Raw genomic sequence first — 16131 nt, forward strand, 5'->3', positions numbered from 1 at the left:
CCGCTCGCGGGAGGCGGCGCGCTCCGCCGCCGTACTCCTCGCCGCTGCATCCGCGCGTCGCCACCGGCGGGCGCCCACCGACCTCTTCCGAGCCGCCATGAGCACTGCATTCCGTCCACCCAACCTCGCACTGACGACGGTCGGCCTGTCCCTGGCCACCTTCATGCAGGTGCTGGACACGACGATCGCCAACGTGTCGCTGCCGACCATTGCCGGCAACCTCGGCGTGAGCTCCAACCAGAGCACCTGGGTGATCACCTCGTTCGCCGTCAGCATGGCGATCTCGCTGCCGCTGACCGGCTTCCTTACCCGCCGCTTCGGCGAGGTGAAGCTGTTCATCTGGTCGACGCTGCTGTTCGCGCTGACCTCGTTCCTGTGCGGCATCTCGCAGAGCATGGGCATGCTGATCCTGTTCCGCGCGATCCAGGGCGCGGTGGCCGGCCCGATGTACCCGATCACGCAGAGCCTGCTGATCTCGATCTATCCGCCGGCCAAGCGCGGCATGGCGCTGGCGCTGCTGGCGATGGTGACGGTGGTGGCGCCGATCGCCGGCCCGATCCTGGGCGGCCTGATCACCGACAACTATTCGTGGCCGTGGATCTTCTTCATCAACGTGCCGATCGGCATCTTCGCCTCGATGGTGGTGGGCGCGCAGATGAAGGGGCGCGAGGAAAAAACCGAGCGACCGAAGATCGACTACGTCGGCCTGATCACCCTCATCATCGGCGTGGGCGCGCTGCAGGTGGTGCTGGACAAGGGCAACGACGAGGACTGGTTCAACTCGCAGTTCATCGTCATCACCAGCATCATTTCGGCGATCGCGCTGGCGGTGTTCCTGATCTGGGAGCTCACCGACAAGGACCCGATCGTCAACCTCAAGCTGTTCCGCCACCGCAACTTCAGCGCCGGCACGCTGGCGCTGGTGCTGGCCTACGCGGCGTTCTTCTCGATCGGCCTGATGGTGCCGCTGTGGCTGCAGCGCAACCTCGGCTACACCTCCACCTGGGCCGGTTTCGCCACCGCCCCGCTGGGCGTGATCCCGGTGCTGCTGACCTTCGTGGTGGGCAAGTACGCCAATCGGATCGACCTGCGCCTGCTGGCCAGCGCCGCGTTCGCGGTCATGGGCATGACCTGTTTCATGCGCTCGGATTTCTACCTGCAGATCGACTTCTACCACGTGGCGCTGGTGCAGCTGCTGCAGGGCCTGGGCGTGGCGCTGTTCTTCATGCCGGTGCTGTCGATCCTGCTGTCGGACCTGCAGCAGAACGAGATCGCCGCGGGTTCGGGTCTGGCTACCTTCCTGCGCACGCTGGGCGGCAGCTTCGCCGCCTCGCTCACCACCTTCATGTGGGAGCGCCGCGCGGTCACCCATCACGCCCAGCTGGCCGAGCAGATCACGCCGTACAACCCCACCGCACAGGCGGCGCTGCAGCAGATCGGCCACGGCGACACCACCACGGCCGCGGCCAGCATCAACCAGATGATCACCCAGCAGGGCTATCAGATCTCCTTCAACGAGGTGTTCCACGTGCTGGGCTGGATCTTCCTCGGCCTGATCGTGGTGATCTGGCTGGCCAAGCCGCCGTTCGGGGCGAAGCCGGGGCCGGCAGCCGGCGGGCACTGAGCATCATGCGGCGCGGCCATGGGGCGTCGCTGATCGGGCGGGACAGGGGCCGGTTCCCGCGCCCGGCGCTTCAAACCGCCGCACCCCATGGAGCCTGCTCCAGCGTTGAGCAGGCCCTGCACACCACCTAAGCTTCGCGTATGACCGCATCGCCACGCTCGCTGCCGCTACATGCGCCCCGCCGCTGGGCGCTGAGCGTGCTGGCTTGGCTGATGCTGGTGCTGAGCAACGCGCAGGCGGTGCCGACGGTGGCCATGGTTCATGCCGCCAGCGCGCTGGCATCGGCGACGGCCATGGCCGTGCCTGCACCGGCCCGCGCCGAGTTCGGCCCCCCGCACGCCGCCGGCCACGGCACCGCCCAGCACGGGTCGCCGGCGCCTATCGCACACGCCGCCGCCGACGGATGCTGCGCACCCGCCGATGGCAGCGCCCACGCAACCGCGACGTTTTCCTGCCATTGCCCCACGATGTGTGCGCCCGCGCTGCTGCCGCTGCCGGGACTGGCGATGGCTGCACGCCTGCCGCTGGCCATGATCGTGCCCGCGGCCGTTCCGGGCGCGCCGTATCGCCCTGCGTCGCCACCGCTGCGTCCGCCACAAGCCTGAGTTCTCCCTCGTTGACGTTACGCCCGGCCGCAAGCCCTTGCGGCTCGGACGCGTGATGTTGCCCTGCGCCGGCCCGTGCCGGACGCCGCATGATGGAGCATTGGCATGACCGGTTTCCCCCGCAGCCCCCCGTCCCGCCGCGATCGGCTGGACCTTTCCCGCCGTCGTTTCGTCCAAGGCCTCGCGCTGGGCGGCGCGGGCGCCGCGCTCGGCCTGTTCGACGGGTCCCTCGCCTGCGCTGCCGGCGCGCCCGTGGGCACCAAGCCGCCGGTGCTTTCGGGCACCGAATTCGCGCTGCAGATCGACCAGCGGCCGGTGAACTTCACCGGCAGCCAGCGCCTGGCGCACGCGGTCAATGGCTCGGTGCCCGGGCCGCTGCTGCGCTGGAAGGAAGGCACCGAGGTCACCCTGCGCGTCACCAACCGGCTGGCGGTGGCCACCTCGATCCACTGGCACGGCATCCTGCTGCCGTTCGACATGGACGGCGTGCCCGGCATCGGCTTCCCCGGCATCGCGCCGGGCGAAACCTTCACCTACCGCTTCCCGGTGCGCCAGAGCGGCACCTACTGGTACCACTCGCACTCGGGCTTCCAGGAGCAGACCGGCCTGACCGGCGCCATCGTGGTGGAGCCGGCCGGTGGTGAACGCCATCACGCCGACCGCGACTATGTCGTGATGCTCAGCGACTGGACCGACGACGACCCCGCGCACATCTACGCCACGCTCAAGCGTCACAGCGATTACTACAACTTCGCCGAGCCCACCGCGCCGCAGTTTCTCCGTGATGTGCGAACCATGGGCCTGCAGCAGGCGCTGGCCAAACGGCGCATGTGGAACCACATGCGCATGAGCCCGAGCGACCTGGCCGACGTCTCCGGCGGCGCCTACACCTACCTCATGAACGGCACCACGCCCCACGGCAACTGGACCGGCTTGTTCCAGCCCGGCGAGCGGGTGCGCCTGCGCTTCATCAACGGCTCGGCGATGAGCTTTTTCGACGTGCGCATTCCCGGCCTCAAGATGACGGTGATCGCCGCCGACGGGCAGGACGTGGAGCCGGTGGCCGTGGACGAGTTCCGCATCGGCGTGGCCGAGGTCTACGACGTGCTGGTGGAGCCGCAGGACGATCGCGCCTATACCGTGTTCGCCCAGTCGATCGACCGCACCGGCTTCGCCCGCGGCACGCTGGCCCCGCGCCCCGGCATGCAGGCCGAGGTGCCCGCGCTGGACCCGCGCCAGCACCTCGCGATGGTCGACATGATGGGCGCCATGGCCGCAGGTGGCACGGCCATGGGTGGCATGACGATGGAGGGCGACAGCCATGCCGGGCACGGCGGCAACATGCCGGGCATGGTCATGGGCAGTGAGAGCACAGCTCCGGCCGTGCATCACGCCCGCACCGAATACGGCCCCGGCGTGGACATGCGCGTGGACATGCCGCGCAGCAACCTCGACGACCCGGGCGTGGGCCTGCGCGATAACGGTCGCCGCGTGCTGACCTACGCCGACCTGCAGACGATCGGCGGTCCGATCGATCCGCGTCCGCCCGGTCGCACCATCGAGCTGCATCTCACCGGCAACATGGAGCGCTACGAGTGGTCGTTTGACGGCGTGAAGTACTCCGACGCCACGCCGATCCACTTCCGCGCCGGCGAGCGCCTGCGCATCGTGCTGGTCAACGACACCATGATGAACCATCCGATCCACCTGCACGGCATGTGGAGCGAGCTGGAAAGCCCCGACGGTAGCTTCCAGCTGCGCAAGCACACCATCAACGTGCAGCCCGCGCAGCGCATCAGCTATCGGGTGACCGCCGACGCACCGGGGCGCTGGGCGTATCACTGCCACATGCTCTATCACATGGAAGCGGGCATGTTCCGCGAAGTGGTGGTGGCATGAGCCGGATGATCGTCTTGCCTCGTCTCACACGTGCCGCCTTCGCCGTTGCGCTGGCGCTCATCGGCACGACGTGGATGCCCGCTGCCATGGCGCAGTCGGCGCCCGCACCCGTACCCGCTGCCTCCGCCGCCGAGCCGCAGGCCATGGACATGGGCGGAATGTCCATGGACGACATGCCGATGCCGGCTTCCTCTTCCAGTACGCCTGCGCCTGCAAATCAGTCGACGTCGCACGCCCCTGACACGGCGCACGCCGGCCACGCGGCGGATGCCTCATCAATGCCCGACATGGTGTCGATGCCGGGGATGGATCATGTCGCGCATGATGGCCACGTGCCGGCGAAGGCATCCTCTTCGATGCCGGGCATGCCGGCCATGGACCACGCGGCCATGTCCGACATGAAATCGATGCCCGGGATGGATCACGCCGCGCATCATGGCGACGCGCCGGCAGCACCGTCCTCGTCGATGCCGGGCATGCCGGGGATGGACCACGCGGGGACGTCCGACATGCAGTCGATGCCGCACGGCGACGATCACGCGGCGCACGCCTCATCGATATCCGACATGGCATCGATGCCCGGGATGGACCACGCCGCGCACGGGGCCGGCATGGACGGCATGGCGATGGGTGCGATGCAGGGCGGCGCGGCGCCGATCGGCGCGCGCAGCCCCGATTACTCGGACGGCTACGCCCACAGCAAGATGCCGGGCATGGACATGGTCGACAGCGCGCCGTTGGCGATGTTGCTGGTCGATCAGCTCGAGGCCTTTCACGGTCACGACGGCAACGGCCAGGCGTGGGAGCTGCAGGGCTGGTACGGCGGCGATGCCGACAAGCTGTGGCTGCGCAGCGAGGGCGAGCGCAGCGGCGGCCGGCTCGAAGACGGCGACATCGAGGCGCTGTGGAGCCACGCCGTGTCACCGTACTGGGACAGCACGCTCGGCGTGCGGCACGACATCGGCGAAGGCCCGTCGCGCGACTGGCTCGCCGCCGGCGTGCAGGGCCTGGCGCCGTACTGGTTCGACGTGGAGGCCACGCTCTATCTGGGCACGTCGGGCCGCAGCGCGGCGCGGATACGCGCCAGCTACGACGTGCTGTTCACCCAGCGGCTCATCCTGCAGCCGGAATGGGAGGCGAACCTCTACGGTCGCCGCGATCCGGCGCGCGGGCTCGGCCGTGGTGTCACTGACGTACAGTTCGGCCTGCGGCTGCGCTACGAAGTGCGGCGCGAGTTCGCGCCGTATGTGGGCGTACAGTTCGTGCAGCGCCTGGGCAACACCGCCGACCTCGCCCGCGCGGCCGACCGCCCCGTGTTCGACCGGCAGTTCGTCGCCGGCCTGCGTTTCTGGTTCTGACCCGGATCATCTGCCATGTCCACCTCGCTTCGATCGTTGTTCCTCGGCGTCCTCGCCACCGTGTTGCTGCTGGCCGTAGGTGCCGTGGCCTTCGTCTGGTCCGGCCGCTACGACATCGGCGCGGACGCCCCGCACACGCGGCCGGTGTTCGCGCTGATGCAGGCGTTGCGCGAGCGCTCGATCCGCGCACACGCCGCCGATCTGGTGGTGCCGGATCTGGCCGATCCCCAGCTCGTGCTCAAGGGGGCCGGCCAGTACGCCGCGATGTGCACGCAGTGCCATCTCTCCCCGGCAATGGCGGAGTCGGAAATCCACCCGGGCCTGTACCCGCAGCCGCCGAATCTCAGCCGGATGCGGGTCGATCCGAAGCAGGCGTTCTGGGTGATCAAGCACGGCATCAAGATGAGCGCGATGCCGGCCTGGGGCGCCAGCCACGACGACGCGACGATCTGGTCGATGGTCGCCTTCCTGCAGCAGCTGCCCGGCATGAGTGCGCAGGAATACAAGGACATCGTGGCGCGGGCGCCGCCGGACGATGACATGGACATGGACGCCGCCACCAACGCGGACCATCACTACCACGACCACGACCACGACCACGACCACGGCGGTCACGATCACGACGGCGCACCCGCCGCGCACTGAACCGTCGGTTTTCGGCGTGGCTCAGTGCGCGTGCGAGAACGCGCACGGCGCGTGCGTGCCGCGGCCGGTTTCGTCCTCGTCGGCGTGATCGGTCTGCAGCGTGACGTGGGTGATCGCGAAGCGCTCGGCCAGCATCGCCTGCACGGTGCGGCGGGTGGCGTGGCAATCCAGCGCGCGGCTCACGAAGAGATGTGCCGACAGCGCCGGCATGCCCGAGGTAACTTCCCACACATGCAGGTCGCGTACCGCGGTGATGCCCTCGACAGCAGCCATTGCCTCGCCGATGGTGTCGGGATCCAGCCCGCGCGGCGCCGCTTCCAGGAACACGCGTCCCGAGTCACGCACCAGTGCGTAGCCGGCCTTGAACATCAGCCCCGCCACGACCAGCGCGGCGACGGAGTCGACGCGGTTCCAGCCGGTCCACCACACGATGGCGCCGGCGATGGCGGTAGCGATGAAGGCGTACAGGTCGGTGAGGATGTGCTGGAAGCTGCCTTCCACGTTGAGGCTCTGCCGGTTGGCCTTGCTCATCACCCACACCGCGACGAGGTTCACGCCGATGCCGACCGTGGCCACCACGGTGACCAGCGCGCCGTCCACCCGCGGGGGCGAAATCAGCCGCACCACCGCCTCGATGATGAACCACGCCGAGAGCAGCAGCAGCGACAGCCCATTGATCTGCGCGCTGAGGATTTCCGCCCGCTTGAGCCCGAACGTGTAGCTGCCCCTGGCCGGTCGCTTGGCCAGGCTCATCGCCCACAGCGCCAGCGCGATCGCCGCCGCGTCGGTGAGCAGGTGGCCGGCATCGGAGATCAGCGCCAGCGAGCCGGCGATCAGGCCGACCGCCACCTCTACCACCGTAAAGGCCAGCAGCAGGGCCAGCGCCAGAGCGAGATAGCGGCGATCGGCATCCTGCGCGATGGCATGGCTGTGGCCGTGCTCGTCGCTGCCGTCGTGGTGATCATGAGGGTGCGCGGATGAAGTCACGTGGAATGCGGGGGGTCGGCGAAAGAGCAGCTGACGATACGATGCACCCCCGGCGTTATGCCATCACACGCACCGCGAGCGAGCCCCATGCCCTGGATCATCACCAAGTACCTGATCACCGCTGCAGTGGTGGTCGTGGTGTCCGAAGCGGCCAAGCGCAGCGACCGCGCCGGCGCGCTGATCGCATCGTTGCCGCTGGTCACCTTGCTGGCGCTGATCTGGCTGCACGTGGAAAAGCAGCCCAGCGCGAAGATCGCCAACCACGCCTGGTACACCTTCTGGTACGTGCTGCCGACGTTGCCGATGTTCCTGGCGTTTCCGCGCCTGCTGGCGCGCTTCGGCTTCTGGCCGGCGCTGGCGCTCAGTGCACTGCTCACGGTGGTCTGCTTCGGCGTGTTCGCGCTGGCGGTGAAGCCGCTCGGCATCAAGCTGCTGTGAGGCGTGCAGGGTGATCGGTTCCGCCGCGGTCCGCATGCAAGAAGGCACCGTGCGGAAACCCGCCCGGTGCCTCGATGACGCGGCGCCGACGCCTGGCGGCCTGGTTCAGATGTCGAAGCCGACGCCCACCAGTGCCATCGTCTCACCGCTGTTGGGGTCATGCAGTCCGCCGTTGGAGATGTGGCGGATGGCAAAGCTCACGTGCCTGAACTGCAGGCCCAGCGTGCTGACGAACTGGTAGTGGCTGGAAAGCGCCTGGGTGGTGTGATTGGTGCCGGCGAGCTGGAAGCTGAAGAACAGCGGGTGGTACCACGCACTCTCATCACGTGTGCGCAACCGCGCGCCCGCGGCCACCAGTGCCACGGAGGGGCGGGTGGTTTTCTCGTATGGCCTGCTCAGCTCGCGGCCGTCGATCCAGCCGGCCGACACGTCCGGCGACCAGGTGTAGCGGCTGTTGCCGATCGGGCGCGGCGCGAACACGGCCTCGACGAAGGCGGCGTTGGTGCCGTACGAATCCATGTAACTGCGGCCGCCCTGCACTTCGACGTGGGTGGCGGCCTGGGACAGCACCGGGAGCGCAAGCAGGGCGAGCGCAGCGGCGAGACGGTGGCAGGGGAGAGATCGCACGATCGGGGTTCCTTGTCGTTGTTCGTGTTACTACACCCACTAGTTTAATAAAGGATCGTGCAGCGGCAGTGAACAATCGTGCGCTTTATGGCACGACAGTGCGTCCGTCTGCGGCAACAAAAAAAGGCCCGGGCGATCGCTCGCCCGGGCCGGTGCGTTACCGACGGTTGCCGCGGTTCAGCGTGCGCCCGGCGACGGCGCAGGTCCGAGACTGGCCTCATCCAGATCCAGCGCCTTCGCCGGCAACTGGCGGCCCTGCGGATGCGCCTTCAACAGCTCCGCGCCGAACTGGCCGGCATCGCCGACCACCACCACATGCCGCCCCGATGCGCCCAGATGCGCCTGCGCGTACTGCTGGATCTGGGTCGGCGTCACCGCCTGCACTCGTTCGATGTAGCGGCCGATGTCGGCCAGGTCCACGCCGTAGACCGCCAGCTCACCGACCTGGCCGGCCAGCCCGGCGGTGGTCTCCAGGCTGCGGCCGTAGCTGCCGACCAGCGTGGCCTTGCGCGCCGCCAGCTCGTCGGCCCCCACCGGCTCGCTGCCAAGGCGATCGAACTCACCCTGCATCAGCGCGACCACCTGCGTGGCCGAGGGGTTCTTGGTCTGCGCCGAGGCCAGCCACAGGCCTCCGTCGCGACGCGGGTCGAAGCTGCTGCTGGCGCCGTAGGACAGCCCGCGCTTGATCCGGATTTCCTCATTCAGCCGCGCCGAATACGAGCCGCCCAGCACGGCGTCGGCGACGGTGCCGACATAGAAACCCTCGGCGCTGCGTGCCGGTGCGGCGTGCGCGGCGACCACGCCGGCCTGGCCGGCACCGGGCTGGTCGATCACCAGCAGTTCCGGCAGCGAACTGTCTCCCTTGGCGGCAGGCGCGCGCGGCAGCGATGCGGTCGGTGCCTGCCAGTCGCCGAAGCTTGCCTTGGCCAGCGCCACGGCCTGTTCCGGCGTCACGTCGCCGGCAAGCACCAGGATGGCGTTGTCGGGGCGGTACAGCGTGCGATGCAGCGCGACAACGTCGTCACGGGTCATTCGTCCGAGCGAGGCCGGCGTGCCGCTGCGCGAGTGGCCGTAGGCGCCCTCGCCGAACACCGCGCGGCTGGACACCAGCGACGCCAGTGCGGTCGGGCGACTGAGCATCAGCTGCAGGTCGCCCAGCGCCTGCGTTCGCGCGCGGGCGACTTCGGCCTCGGCGAAAGCCGGTCGGCGCACCACGTCGGCCAGCAGGGCCAGCGCCTCGGCCACGCGTGGCGTGGTGACGGTGATGCCGACCCCGCTCTCATCCCATCCGGCCGAGGCATCGAGGGTGCCGCCCAGCGCCTCGGCCGCGGCAGCGATCTCGGGTGCGGTCCGGCCGGCGGCGCCCTTGGTCAGCAGATTGGCGGTGAGGCTGGCGAGCCCGGCCTTGCCGGCAGGATCCATTTCGCCGCCGCGGCGAATCAGCAGCTGCGCGGTGACCAGCGGCAACCCGGCGCGACGCACGCTGACCACCCGCAGGCCGTTGGCCAGCGTCTGGCTGGACGGTGTGGGCACGTTCAACCGCGGCGCCTCGGTGGGCGCGGGCGGGGTCTGCGGAAAGGTCGCGGCGATGCCGGACGTGCTGGCGACGGCGAGGCAGCCCGCGATCAGCGCAGCGAGCGGAAGGCGGTGGATGGATCGGCTCATGGGGTTGCTCCCTGGCGGGCCGCCGGCACACCCTGGGGCTGCGGCAGGTGGTCGATGGTGACGCTGTGCGCGCCGGTGACGTGCTCACGCAGCACCCGCTGCACGTCGGCGGCGCTGACCTTCTGCAGTGCCGCCAGGTCGCTGTTCACGTGCGACGGATTGCCCTCGATCAGCGTGGCTTGGCCGAGTGCGAACGCCAGCCCCATCGGCGTCTGGCGCTGCTTGAGCTGGCCGGTGAGCAGCTGGGTCTTCACTTTGGCCAGCTCCTTCTCCGGAATCGGCTGAGTGGCGAGCCGGTCGAGCTCGGCACGCAGCAGCTTTTCCGCCTCGGCCGGGGTGTGGCCGTTGGCGAGGATGGCGTACACGGTGAACAGCCCGGGGCCCACGCGCGCGTCGGCGTCGGCGCCGACCTGCTGCGCTACCTGTCCGCGATAGACCAGTGACTGGTACAGGCGCGACGAGTCGCCCTGCGACAGCAGCGCGGCCGCCACCTGCAGCGGGATCGTGTCGGCCGACGGCGCCGGCGGGATCAGCCAGGTCATCGCGATGCCCGGCAACGGTGCGGTGGGGCTGGTCTCGGTGTAGCGCTTGTCTTGCGTGCGAGCGGGCTCGGTCGCGGTCACCTGCGGCACCGGCGTGGCCGGCTTGGGGATCCAGCCGAAGTACGCGTCGACCCAGCCATCGAGCGCCTTCGGATCGAAATCGCCGGCCACGATCAGGGTGGCGTTGTCGGGACGGTAGAAAGTGCGGTGGAAGTCGATCACGTCCTGCAGCGAGGCGGCGTCCAGATCCTCGATGCTGCCGATGGTCGGGCGACGGTAGGGATGCTGCGTGAACGAGTGCGGGTCGATCGCATTGAAGAGCTTGCCGTATGGATTGGCCAGCACACTCTGGCGGTACTCCTCCTGCACCACGGCGCGCTCGGACTTGAAGTTGCCCTCGTCCACGTTGAGGTTGGACAGCCGCTCGGCCTCGGCCCAGAGCAGCGTGCGCAGGTAGTTCGCCGGCACCACCTCGTAGTAGTTGGTGACGTCGTCGCCGGTCGAAGCATTGTTGGCCCCACCCACGTCCTCGGTGAGCCGGTCCATCTGCTCGGAGTGCATGTGCTTGGTGCTCTTGAACATCAGGTGCTCGAACAGGTGCGCGAAGCCGGAGCGTCCGGCCGGGTCATCCTTTGAACCCACGTGGTACCAGACCTGCACCGTGACGGTGGGGCTCGCGTGGTCCTCCACGCTGAGCACCTGCAGGCCGTTGGGCAGCGTGCGCTCGCGGTAGTGGATGGGTGGCACGGCGAGCTCGGGGCCGGCGGCGGCCGCCGCCGGCGGCGCGAGTGTCGCGGCGGCGAGCAGCGTGAGCGAGGCGAGCCGGACGGCGACCCGCAGGGGATGGCGCATGGTGCTACTCCTTCCTGGACGATCCGCCGACGATAGCAAGCGCGACGGCGCCGTCGATCCGTGACTTCTGGCCCATCGGCGTCACTTCGCTGGTCACCCGCGCATGCGAAGCTTCGCCCTCCCGCTGCCTGCCCCCGGAACGCCATGCGCCCCGCTTCCGAATCACTCACCCAGGGCCCGATCGCCCGCACCCTGCTGCTGTTTGCGCTGCCGATCCTGGGCAGCACGGTGCTGCAGTCGCTCAACGCCTCGGTCAATGCGATGTGGATCGGCCACTACCTGGGCGAAGCGGCCCTCACCGCCACCAGCAATGCCACGCTGATCCTGTTCCTGCTGCTGTCGGCCGTGTTTGGCGTGAGCATGGCCTCGACGATCCTGGTCGGGCAAAGCCTGGGTGCAAAGGACGTGGCCGAGGCGCGGCGCGTGGTCGGCACCGGCACCGGCTTCTTCGTTGCCGTCTCGCTGGCGGTGGCGGTCGCCGGCTGGTTCGGCACGGCGGGCATGCTGCGCCTGCTGGGCACGCCCGCCGACGCGTTGCCGTACGCGGTGGCTTATCTGCGCATCATCTTCGTGGCGCTGCCGTCGATGTACTTCTACAGCTTCCTGATGATGACGCTGCGCGGCGCCGGCGACTCGAAGACGCCGTTCCTGTTCATGGGCCTGTCGGTGGTGCTGGACATCGGCCTGAACCCGCTGCTGATGTTCGGCTGGGGGCCGTTCCCGAAGCTCGGCATCGCCGGCTCGGCCACTGCCACGCTGATCGCCCAGACCGTGGCGCTGGTGGCACTGCTGCTCACGCTGTACCGACGAGGGCACTTCCTGTGGATCGGTCGACGCGACATCGCGCTGTTGAAGCCCGACATCGCGATCCTGCGTGCGCTGGTGGTCAAGGGCCTGCCGATGGGGCTGCAGATGATCGTGATCTCCTCGTCGGCGATCGTGATGATGCGGCTGGTCAACGCCTACGGCTCCCAGACCGTCGCCGCCTACGGTGCGGCGAGCCAGCTGTGGACCTACGTGCAGATGCCGGCGATGGCGATCGGCGCGGCAGTCTCTTCCATGGCGGCGCAGAACGTGGGCGCGCGGCTTTGGCAGCGGGTGGACCGGATCGCGTGGATCGGCGTGGCGTACAACTTCCTGCTCGGCGGCACGCTGATCGCGTTGATCTACCTGTTCAACCGCGCCGCGCTGAACCTGTTCCTGCCCGGCGACGGCGTGGCGCTGGAGCTGGCGCAGCACCTCAATGCCATAGCCGTGTGGTCGTTCCTGTTCTTCGGCGTGACCTTCGTGATGTTCGGCGTGGTCCGCTCCACTGGCGCGGTCTGGCCGCCGCTGGTGATCCTGCTGATCACGCTGTGGCTCATCCGCCCGCCGTTTGCGTTGGCGTTGCAGGAGCGATTCGGGGCCGACGCGATCTGGTGGAGCTTCCCGCTCGGCTCGCTCATCTCCATGCTGCTGGCGATCGCCTACTACCGCTACGGCGGCTGGCGCAAAGCCCGCATGCTGACGCTGGCGCAAACGGCGCAGGCGCCCACCACGGGGCAGGGTGTACCGGCGACCGCCGAGGGCGAAATCGCCGGCTGACCCGGCGGCTCAGCCCGCGCTCGGGTGCGGACGAAGAGCCTTCAGCCGCCGCTTCTCGGCGCGCCGCGCCTTGCGCGCCGCCTTTCGGAGCTTGCGGTCGTGGTTCCATAGGTAGATTGCCGGTGTGCTCAGCAGGGTCAGCATCTGCGACACCAGCAGTCCGCCGACGATGGCGATCCCCAGGGGCTGGCGCATCTCCGAGCCGATGCCGAAACCGATCGCCAGCGGCAGCGCCGCGCCCATCGCCACCAGCGTGGTCATGGTGATCGGGCGGAAGCGCACCAGCGCCGCCTCGCGGATCGCCTCGGGCGGGCTCAGGCCGCGTTCGCGCTCGGCCACCAGGGCGAAGTCGACCATCAGGATGGCGTTCTTCTTGACGATGCCGATCAGCATCAGGATCGCGATGATCGCCATCAGCGAGAGCTGCGTCTGGGTCACCAGCATGGCCAGGAACGCGCCGGCACCGGCGGCCGGCAGGGTGGAGAGGATCGTCAGCGGGTGGCCCAGGCTCTCGTAGAGAATGCCCAGCACGATGTACATCGCCACGATCGATGCCAGCAGCAGGATCATGCCGTTGTTCTGCGCCTGCTGAAGCCGCTGATTGTTGCCGGTGAACTCCACCTGCACGCCGTCGGGAAGGTGCACCGCGTAGGCGGCCTGGTTGACCAGCGCAATGCCGCGATCCTGGGTCACGTCCTTGGCCAGGTTGTAGCTGATCGTCGCCGCTTCCATCTGGTTGTGGTGGCGGATGCGCGACGGGGCGATGTTCGGCTCGATCCGCGCCAGCGCCGACAGCGGCACCATCTGGCCCTGGCTGTTGCGCACGCGGATGTTGAGCAGCGCGCCCGGGCTCAGTTCTTCGGCCGAGTCGGAAGTGAGGATCACGCGGTACTGGTTGATGTCCGAATAGATCACCGACACCTGGTTCTGCCCGAACGCGTTGTACAGCGCCGAGTCGATGGTGCCCACGCCCACGTGCAGCCGGCCGGCGGCTTCGCGGTCGATCTTCAGCATCTGCTGCTTGCCGGCCTGGTCGAACTGGCTGCCGACGTCGCGGAACTCCTTGATGGTGCGCATCTGGCGAACCATGTTCAGCACCCACGGCTGCAGGTCTTCGCCGTTGGAGCTGATCAGCTGGAACTCGTACTGGCCGCCGTTGCCGCCGCTGCCGCCGCCGCCCAGGAACTGCGAGGCGCTGACCGACACCTCCACGTCCGGCAGCGCGTTGTATTGCTTGGACAGCCGCTCGATGACGGTCTTGATGCCCTCCTCGCGCATGCCCGGACCATGGCCGCGCGGCTTGAGGTCGACGAACATCTGCGCCGAGTTGCCGACCGCGCCGCCGAAACCGTTGCCGCCGAGCATGGTGAGCTGGTCGAGCACCGCCGGATCCTTCTGCATGATCTGGCTGACCTCGCGCGCACGCTCGGTAAGCAGCGCGGGCGAAATGTTGGCGTCGGCGCTGATCTCCACCTGCAGCTGGCCGGTGTCCTCGTCGGGCATGAAGGTGCCGCCGGCGGTCTTGACCACTGCCACCGCCAGCACGCCGGTCAGCACCAGCAGCAGCAGCGGCTGCCAGCGCATGATGCGGCGATGGCGCATCGCCCAGTCCAGGGCCCGCTCGTAGCGCGCGAGGATGGCGCGGTCGAACCGCTCCACCGCCGCCTCGATGCGTCCCGGCGGCTTGGGTGGCACCGGCTCGTGCTTGAGCAGACGACCGCACAACGCCGGCGTGAGGGTGAGCGACACCACCGCCGAGATCACCACCGCTGCGGTGAGCGTGACGGAGAATTCGCGCAGCAGCATCACCAGCATGTTGTTGCCGAACAGCAGCGGGGCGAATACCGCCACCAGCGAGAGGGTGATCGAGACCACGGTAAAGCCGATCTCGCGCACGCCCTTGAGCGAGGCTTCCAGCGGGGTGTCGCCGTGCTCCATGTGGCGCACGATGTTCTCGATCACCACGATCGCATCGTCCACCACGAAACCGATGCACAGCACCAGCGCCACCAGCGACAAGGTGTTGAGCGTGTAGCCGAGCATCCACATCACCACGAACGCGCCGGCCAGCGACAGCGGCACGCTGAGCATGGCGATCAGGGTCGGCCGCAGCCGGCGCAGGAACACCAGCATCACCAGCGCCACCATCGCGATCGAGATCAGCAGCGCGACCTTCACCTCGTGCAGCGCCGACTGCGTGGTCTGGGTGAGGTCGAACACCGCGTTCATCTGCAGGCTGGCGGGCAGCGAGGCGCGCAGCTGCGGCAGCTTGGCGCGGATCGCCTCCACCGTCGCCACCGCGTTCGCCTCCGGTCGCTTGGTGATCTGCAGGCCGACCGTGCGCGCGCCGTTGAACCACGCCGCCTGGTATTGATCCTGCTGGCCGGAGTAGACATGCGCCACGTCGGACAGCCGCACCGGCGCGCCGTTGCGCTCGGCGATCAGCAGGTCGGCGAACTGGGCCGGCTCGCGCAGGCCGTCGTTGGCGCTCACCGTCATCTGCGTGCGACCGTCGCTGATGATGCCCTGCGGCGAGTTGACGTTGGCTGCGCGCAACGCGTTGGCGACGTCGTTGGCGGTGAGATCCTTGGCGGCCAGCGCGCGGTTGTCCAGGTCGATGCGCACCGCGTGCGGGGTGCCGCCGAACACCTGCACCTGGGCCACGCCGTCGATCTGCGCGACGGCGGGTTTCAGCAAGGTGTCGGCCAGGTCGAACAGCTTGTCCTGCGGCATGCCCTCGGAGGTCAGGGTGATGAAGAGGATCGGGATCTGCGAGGTATCGAACTTGAAGTACTGCGGGGGCGAAGGCATGCCCGCGGGCAGGTCGGCCGCCGCGGCATTCAGCGCCGCCTGCACGTCCCGCGCTGCGCTGTCGGCGGTGCGGCTGAAGTTGAAGCGCACGCCGATCCCCACCGCGCCTTCGTTGGCGTTGCCGTACATGTCGTCGATGCCGGGGATCTGGCCAAGATGGCGTTCCAGCGGCGCCATCACCGTGTTGGCCATGGTCTGCGCGCTGGCGCCGGGCATGTTCGCCACCACGTAGACACCGGGGAAGTCCAGCGAGGGCAGCGCCGCCACGCCGAGCAACAGGTAAGCCCACAGCCCGGCCAGCACCAGGCCGACGGCAAGCAGCGAGGTGCCGGCCGGGCGGCGGATCAACGGGGCGAACACGTTCACGCGAATACCCGCGGCGAGGAAGCGGAGCGGCGCACGGCGCACGCGTGCGCCAAGTACGCAAGACCAGCGGTGGGCAGCGGAGTTCCTTTCATGGCGGCTTTATGCCACCGGGCATCCGGGGGCGTATG

General features: G+C 68.8%; 12 protein-coding genes. 7 read left to right on the plus strand and 5 right to left on the minus strand.

The annotated features are described in order from the left end of the window. Nucleotides 1-97 precede the first annotated feature (97 nt). From VFG40_RS17545 to VFG40_RS17565, 5 genes are all read left to right on the plus strand, one after another. Nucleotides 98-1624 (plus strand): DHA2 family efflux MFS transporter permease subunit, encoded by a 1527-nt coding sequence (locus tag VFG40_RS17545; protein ID WP_324899945.1) that lies wholly within the window; start codon nt 98-100, stop codon nt 1622-1624. A 140-nt stretch (nt 1625-1764) separates the two neighbouring features. Then, complete coding sequence (locus VFG40_RS17550) at nt 1765-2229, plus strand: hypothetical protein (RefSeq protein WP_324899947.1); 465 nt, start codon at nt 1765-1767, stop codon at nt 2227-2229. Nucleotides 2230-2334: 105 nt separating this feature from the next. After that, nucleotides 2335-4128 (plus strand): copper resistance system multicopper oxidase, encoded by a 1794-nt coding sequence (locus tag VFG40_RS17555; RefSeq protein ID WP_324899949.1) that lies wholly within the window; start codon nt 2335-2337, stop codon nt 4126-4128. Between the two features lie 389 nt (nt 4129-4517). After that, a complete protein-coding gene (locus VFG40_RS17560; RefSeq protein ID WP_324899951.1) occupies nt 4518-5486 on the plus strand; it encodes a copper resistance protein B in 969 nt (322 codons plus the stop codon). A 15-nt stretch (nt 5487-5501) separates the two neighbouring features. Beyond that, nucleotides 5502-6131 carry a c-type cytochrome gene (locus tag VFG40_RS17565; protein WP_324899953.1) on the plus strand — a complete coding sequence of 210 codons (630 nt, stop codon included), beginning with the start codon at nt 5502-5504 and terminating at the stop codon, nt 6129-6131. Nucleotides 6132-6152: 21 nt separating this feature from the next. Here the strand turns inward: VFG40_RS17565 and VFG40_RS17570 are convergent, their stop codons facing one another. Continuing rightward, nucleotides 6153-7118 (minus strand): cation diffusion facilitator family transporter, encoded by a 966-nt coding sequence (locus tag VFG40_RS17570; RefSeq protein WP_324899955.1) that lies wholly within the window; start codon nt 7116-7118, stop codon nt 6153-6155. Between the two features lie 87 nt (nt 7119-7205). Between VFG40_RS17570 and VFG40_RS17575 the strand changes: the two genes are divergently transcribed. Further along, complete coding sequence (locus tag VFG40_RS17575) at nt 7206-7556, plus strand: DUF3147 family protein (RefSeq protein WP_324899957.1); 351 nt, start codon at nt 7206-7208, stop codon at nt 7554-7556. 105 nt (nt 7557-7661) lie between these two features. On the opposite strand, the gene VFG40_RS17580 is transcribed toward VFG40_RS17575, so the two are convergent. The 3 genes from VFG40_RS17580 to VFG40_RS17590 all read right to left on the minus strand — a co-directional run bounded on the left by VFG40_RS17580 (nt 7662) and on the right by VFG40_RS17590 (nt 11242). Continuing rightward, a complete protein-coding gene (locus tag VFG40_RS17580) occupies nt 7662-8183 on the minus strand; it encodes an acyloxyacyl hydrolase (protein WP_324899959.1) in 522 nt (173 codons plus the stop codon). A gap of 177 nt (nt 8184-8360) precedes the next feature. Continuing rightward, nucleotides 8361-9848, minus strand: coding sequence for a M16 family metallopeptidase (locus VFG40_RS17585; protein WP_324899961.1), 1488 nt, complete (start codon nt 9846-9848; stop codon nt 8361-8363). Then, nucleotides 9845-11242 (minus strand): M16 family metallopeptidase, encoded by a 1398-nt coding sequence (locus VFG40_RS17590; RefSeq protein WP_324899963.1) that lies wholly within the window; start codon nt 11240-11242, stop codon nt 9845-9847. Before VFG40_RS17590 ends, VFG40_RS17585 begins: the two co-directional genes overlap by 4 nt. Nucleotides 11243-11386: 144 nt before the next feature. Between VFG40_RS17590 and VFG40_RS17595 the strand changes: the two genes are divergently transcribed. Further along, entirely contained in the window at nt 11387-12826 is a 1440-nt protein-coding gene (locus VFG40_RS17595; RefSeq protein ID WP_324899965.1) for an MATE family efflux transporter, read from the plus strand. Between the two features lie 9 nt (nt 12827-12835). On the opposite strand, the gene VFG40_RS17600 is transcribed toward VFG40_RS17595, so the two are convergent. After that, the gene (locus VFG40_RS17600; RefSeq protein WP_324899967.1) at nt 12836-16003 is read right to left on the minus strand and encodes an efflux RND transporter permease subunit; all 3168 of its coding nucleotides are present in this window, start codon (nt 16001-16003) and stop codon (nt 12836-12838) included. Nucleotides 16004-16131 lie beyond the last annotated feature (128 nt).

It is taken from the genome of Dyella sp. (assembly GCF_035685805.1).
Lineage (GTDB): Bacteria > Pseudomonadota > Gammaproteobacteria > Xanthomonadales > Rhodanobacteraceae > Dyella_A.

Bases quoted from the DNA above. Each gene is read 5' to 3' on its own strand.
- VFG40_RS17550 (WP_324899947.1), top strand. From the start codon at position 1,765: ATGACCGCATCGCCACGCTCGCTGCCGCTACATGCGCCCCGCCGCTGG.
- VFG40_RS17585 (WP_324899961.1), bottom strand. From the start codon at position 9,848: ATGAGCCGATCCATCCACCGCCTTCCGCTCGCTGCGCTGATCGCGGGC.
- VFG40_RS17565 (WP_324899953.1), top strand. From the start codon at position 5,502: ATGTCCACCTCGCTTCGATCGTTGTTCCTCGGCGTCCTCGCCACCGTG.
- VFG40_RS17595 (WP_324899965.1), top strand. From the start codon at position 11,387: ATGCGCCCCGCTTCCGAATCACTCACCCAGGGCCCGATCGCCCGCACC.
- VFG40_RS17560 (WP_324899951.1), top strand. From the start codon at position 4,518: ATGTCCGACATGAAATCGATGCCCGGGATGGATCACGCCGCGCATCAT.
- VFG40_RS17545 (WP_324899945.1), top strand. From the start codon at position 98: ATGAGCACTGCATTCCGTCCACCCAACCTCGCACTGACGACGGTCGGC.
- VFG40_RS17590 (WP_324899963.1), bottom strand. From the start codon at position 11,242: ATGCGCCATCCCCTGCGGGTCGCCGTCCGGCTCGCCTCGCTCACGCTG.
- VFG40_RS17575 (WP_324899957.1), top strand. From the start codon at position 7,206: ATGCCCTGGATCATCACCAAGTACCTGATCACCGCTGCAGTGGTGGTC.
- VFG40_RS17555 (WP_324899949.1), top strand. From the start codon at position 2,335: ATGACCGGTTTCCCCCGCAGCCCCCCGTCCCGCCGCGATCGGCTGGAC.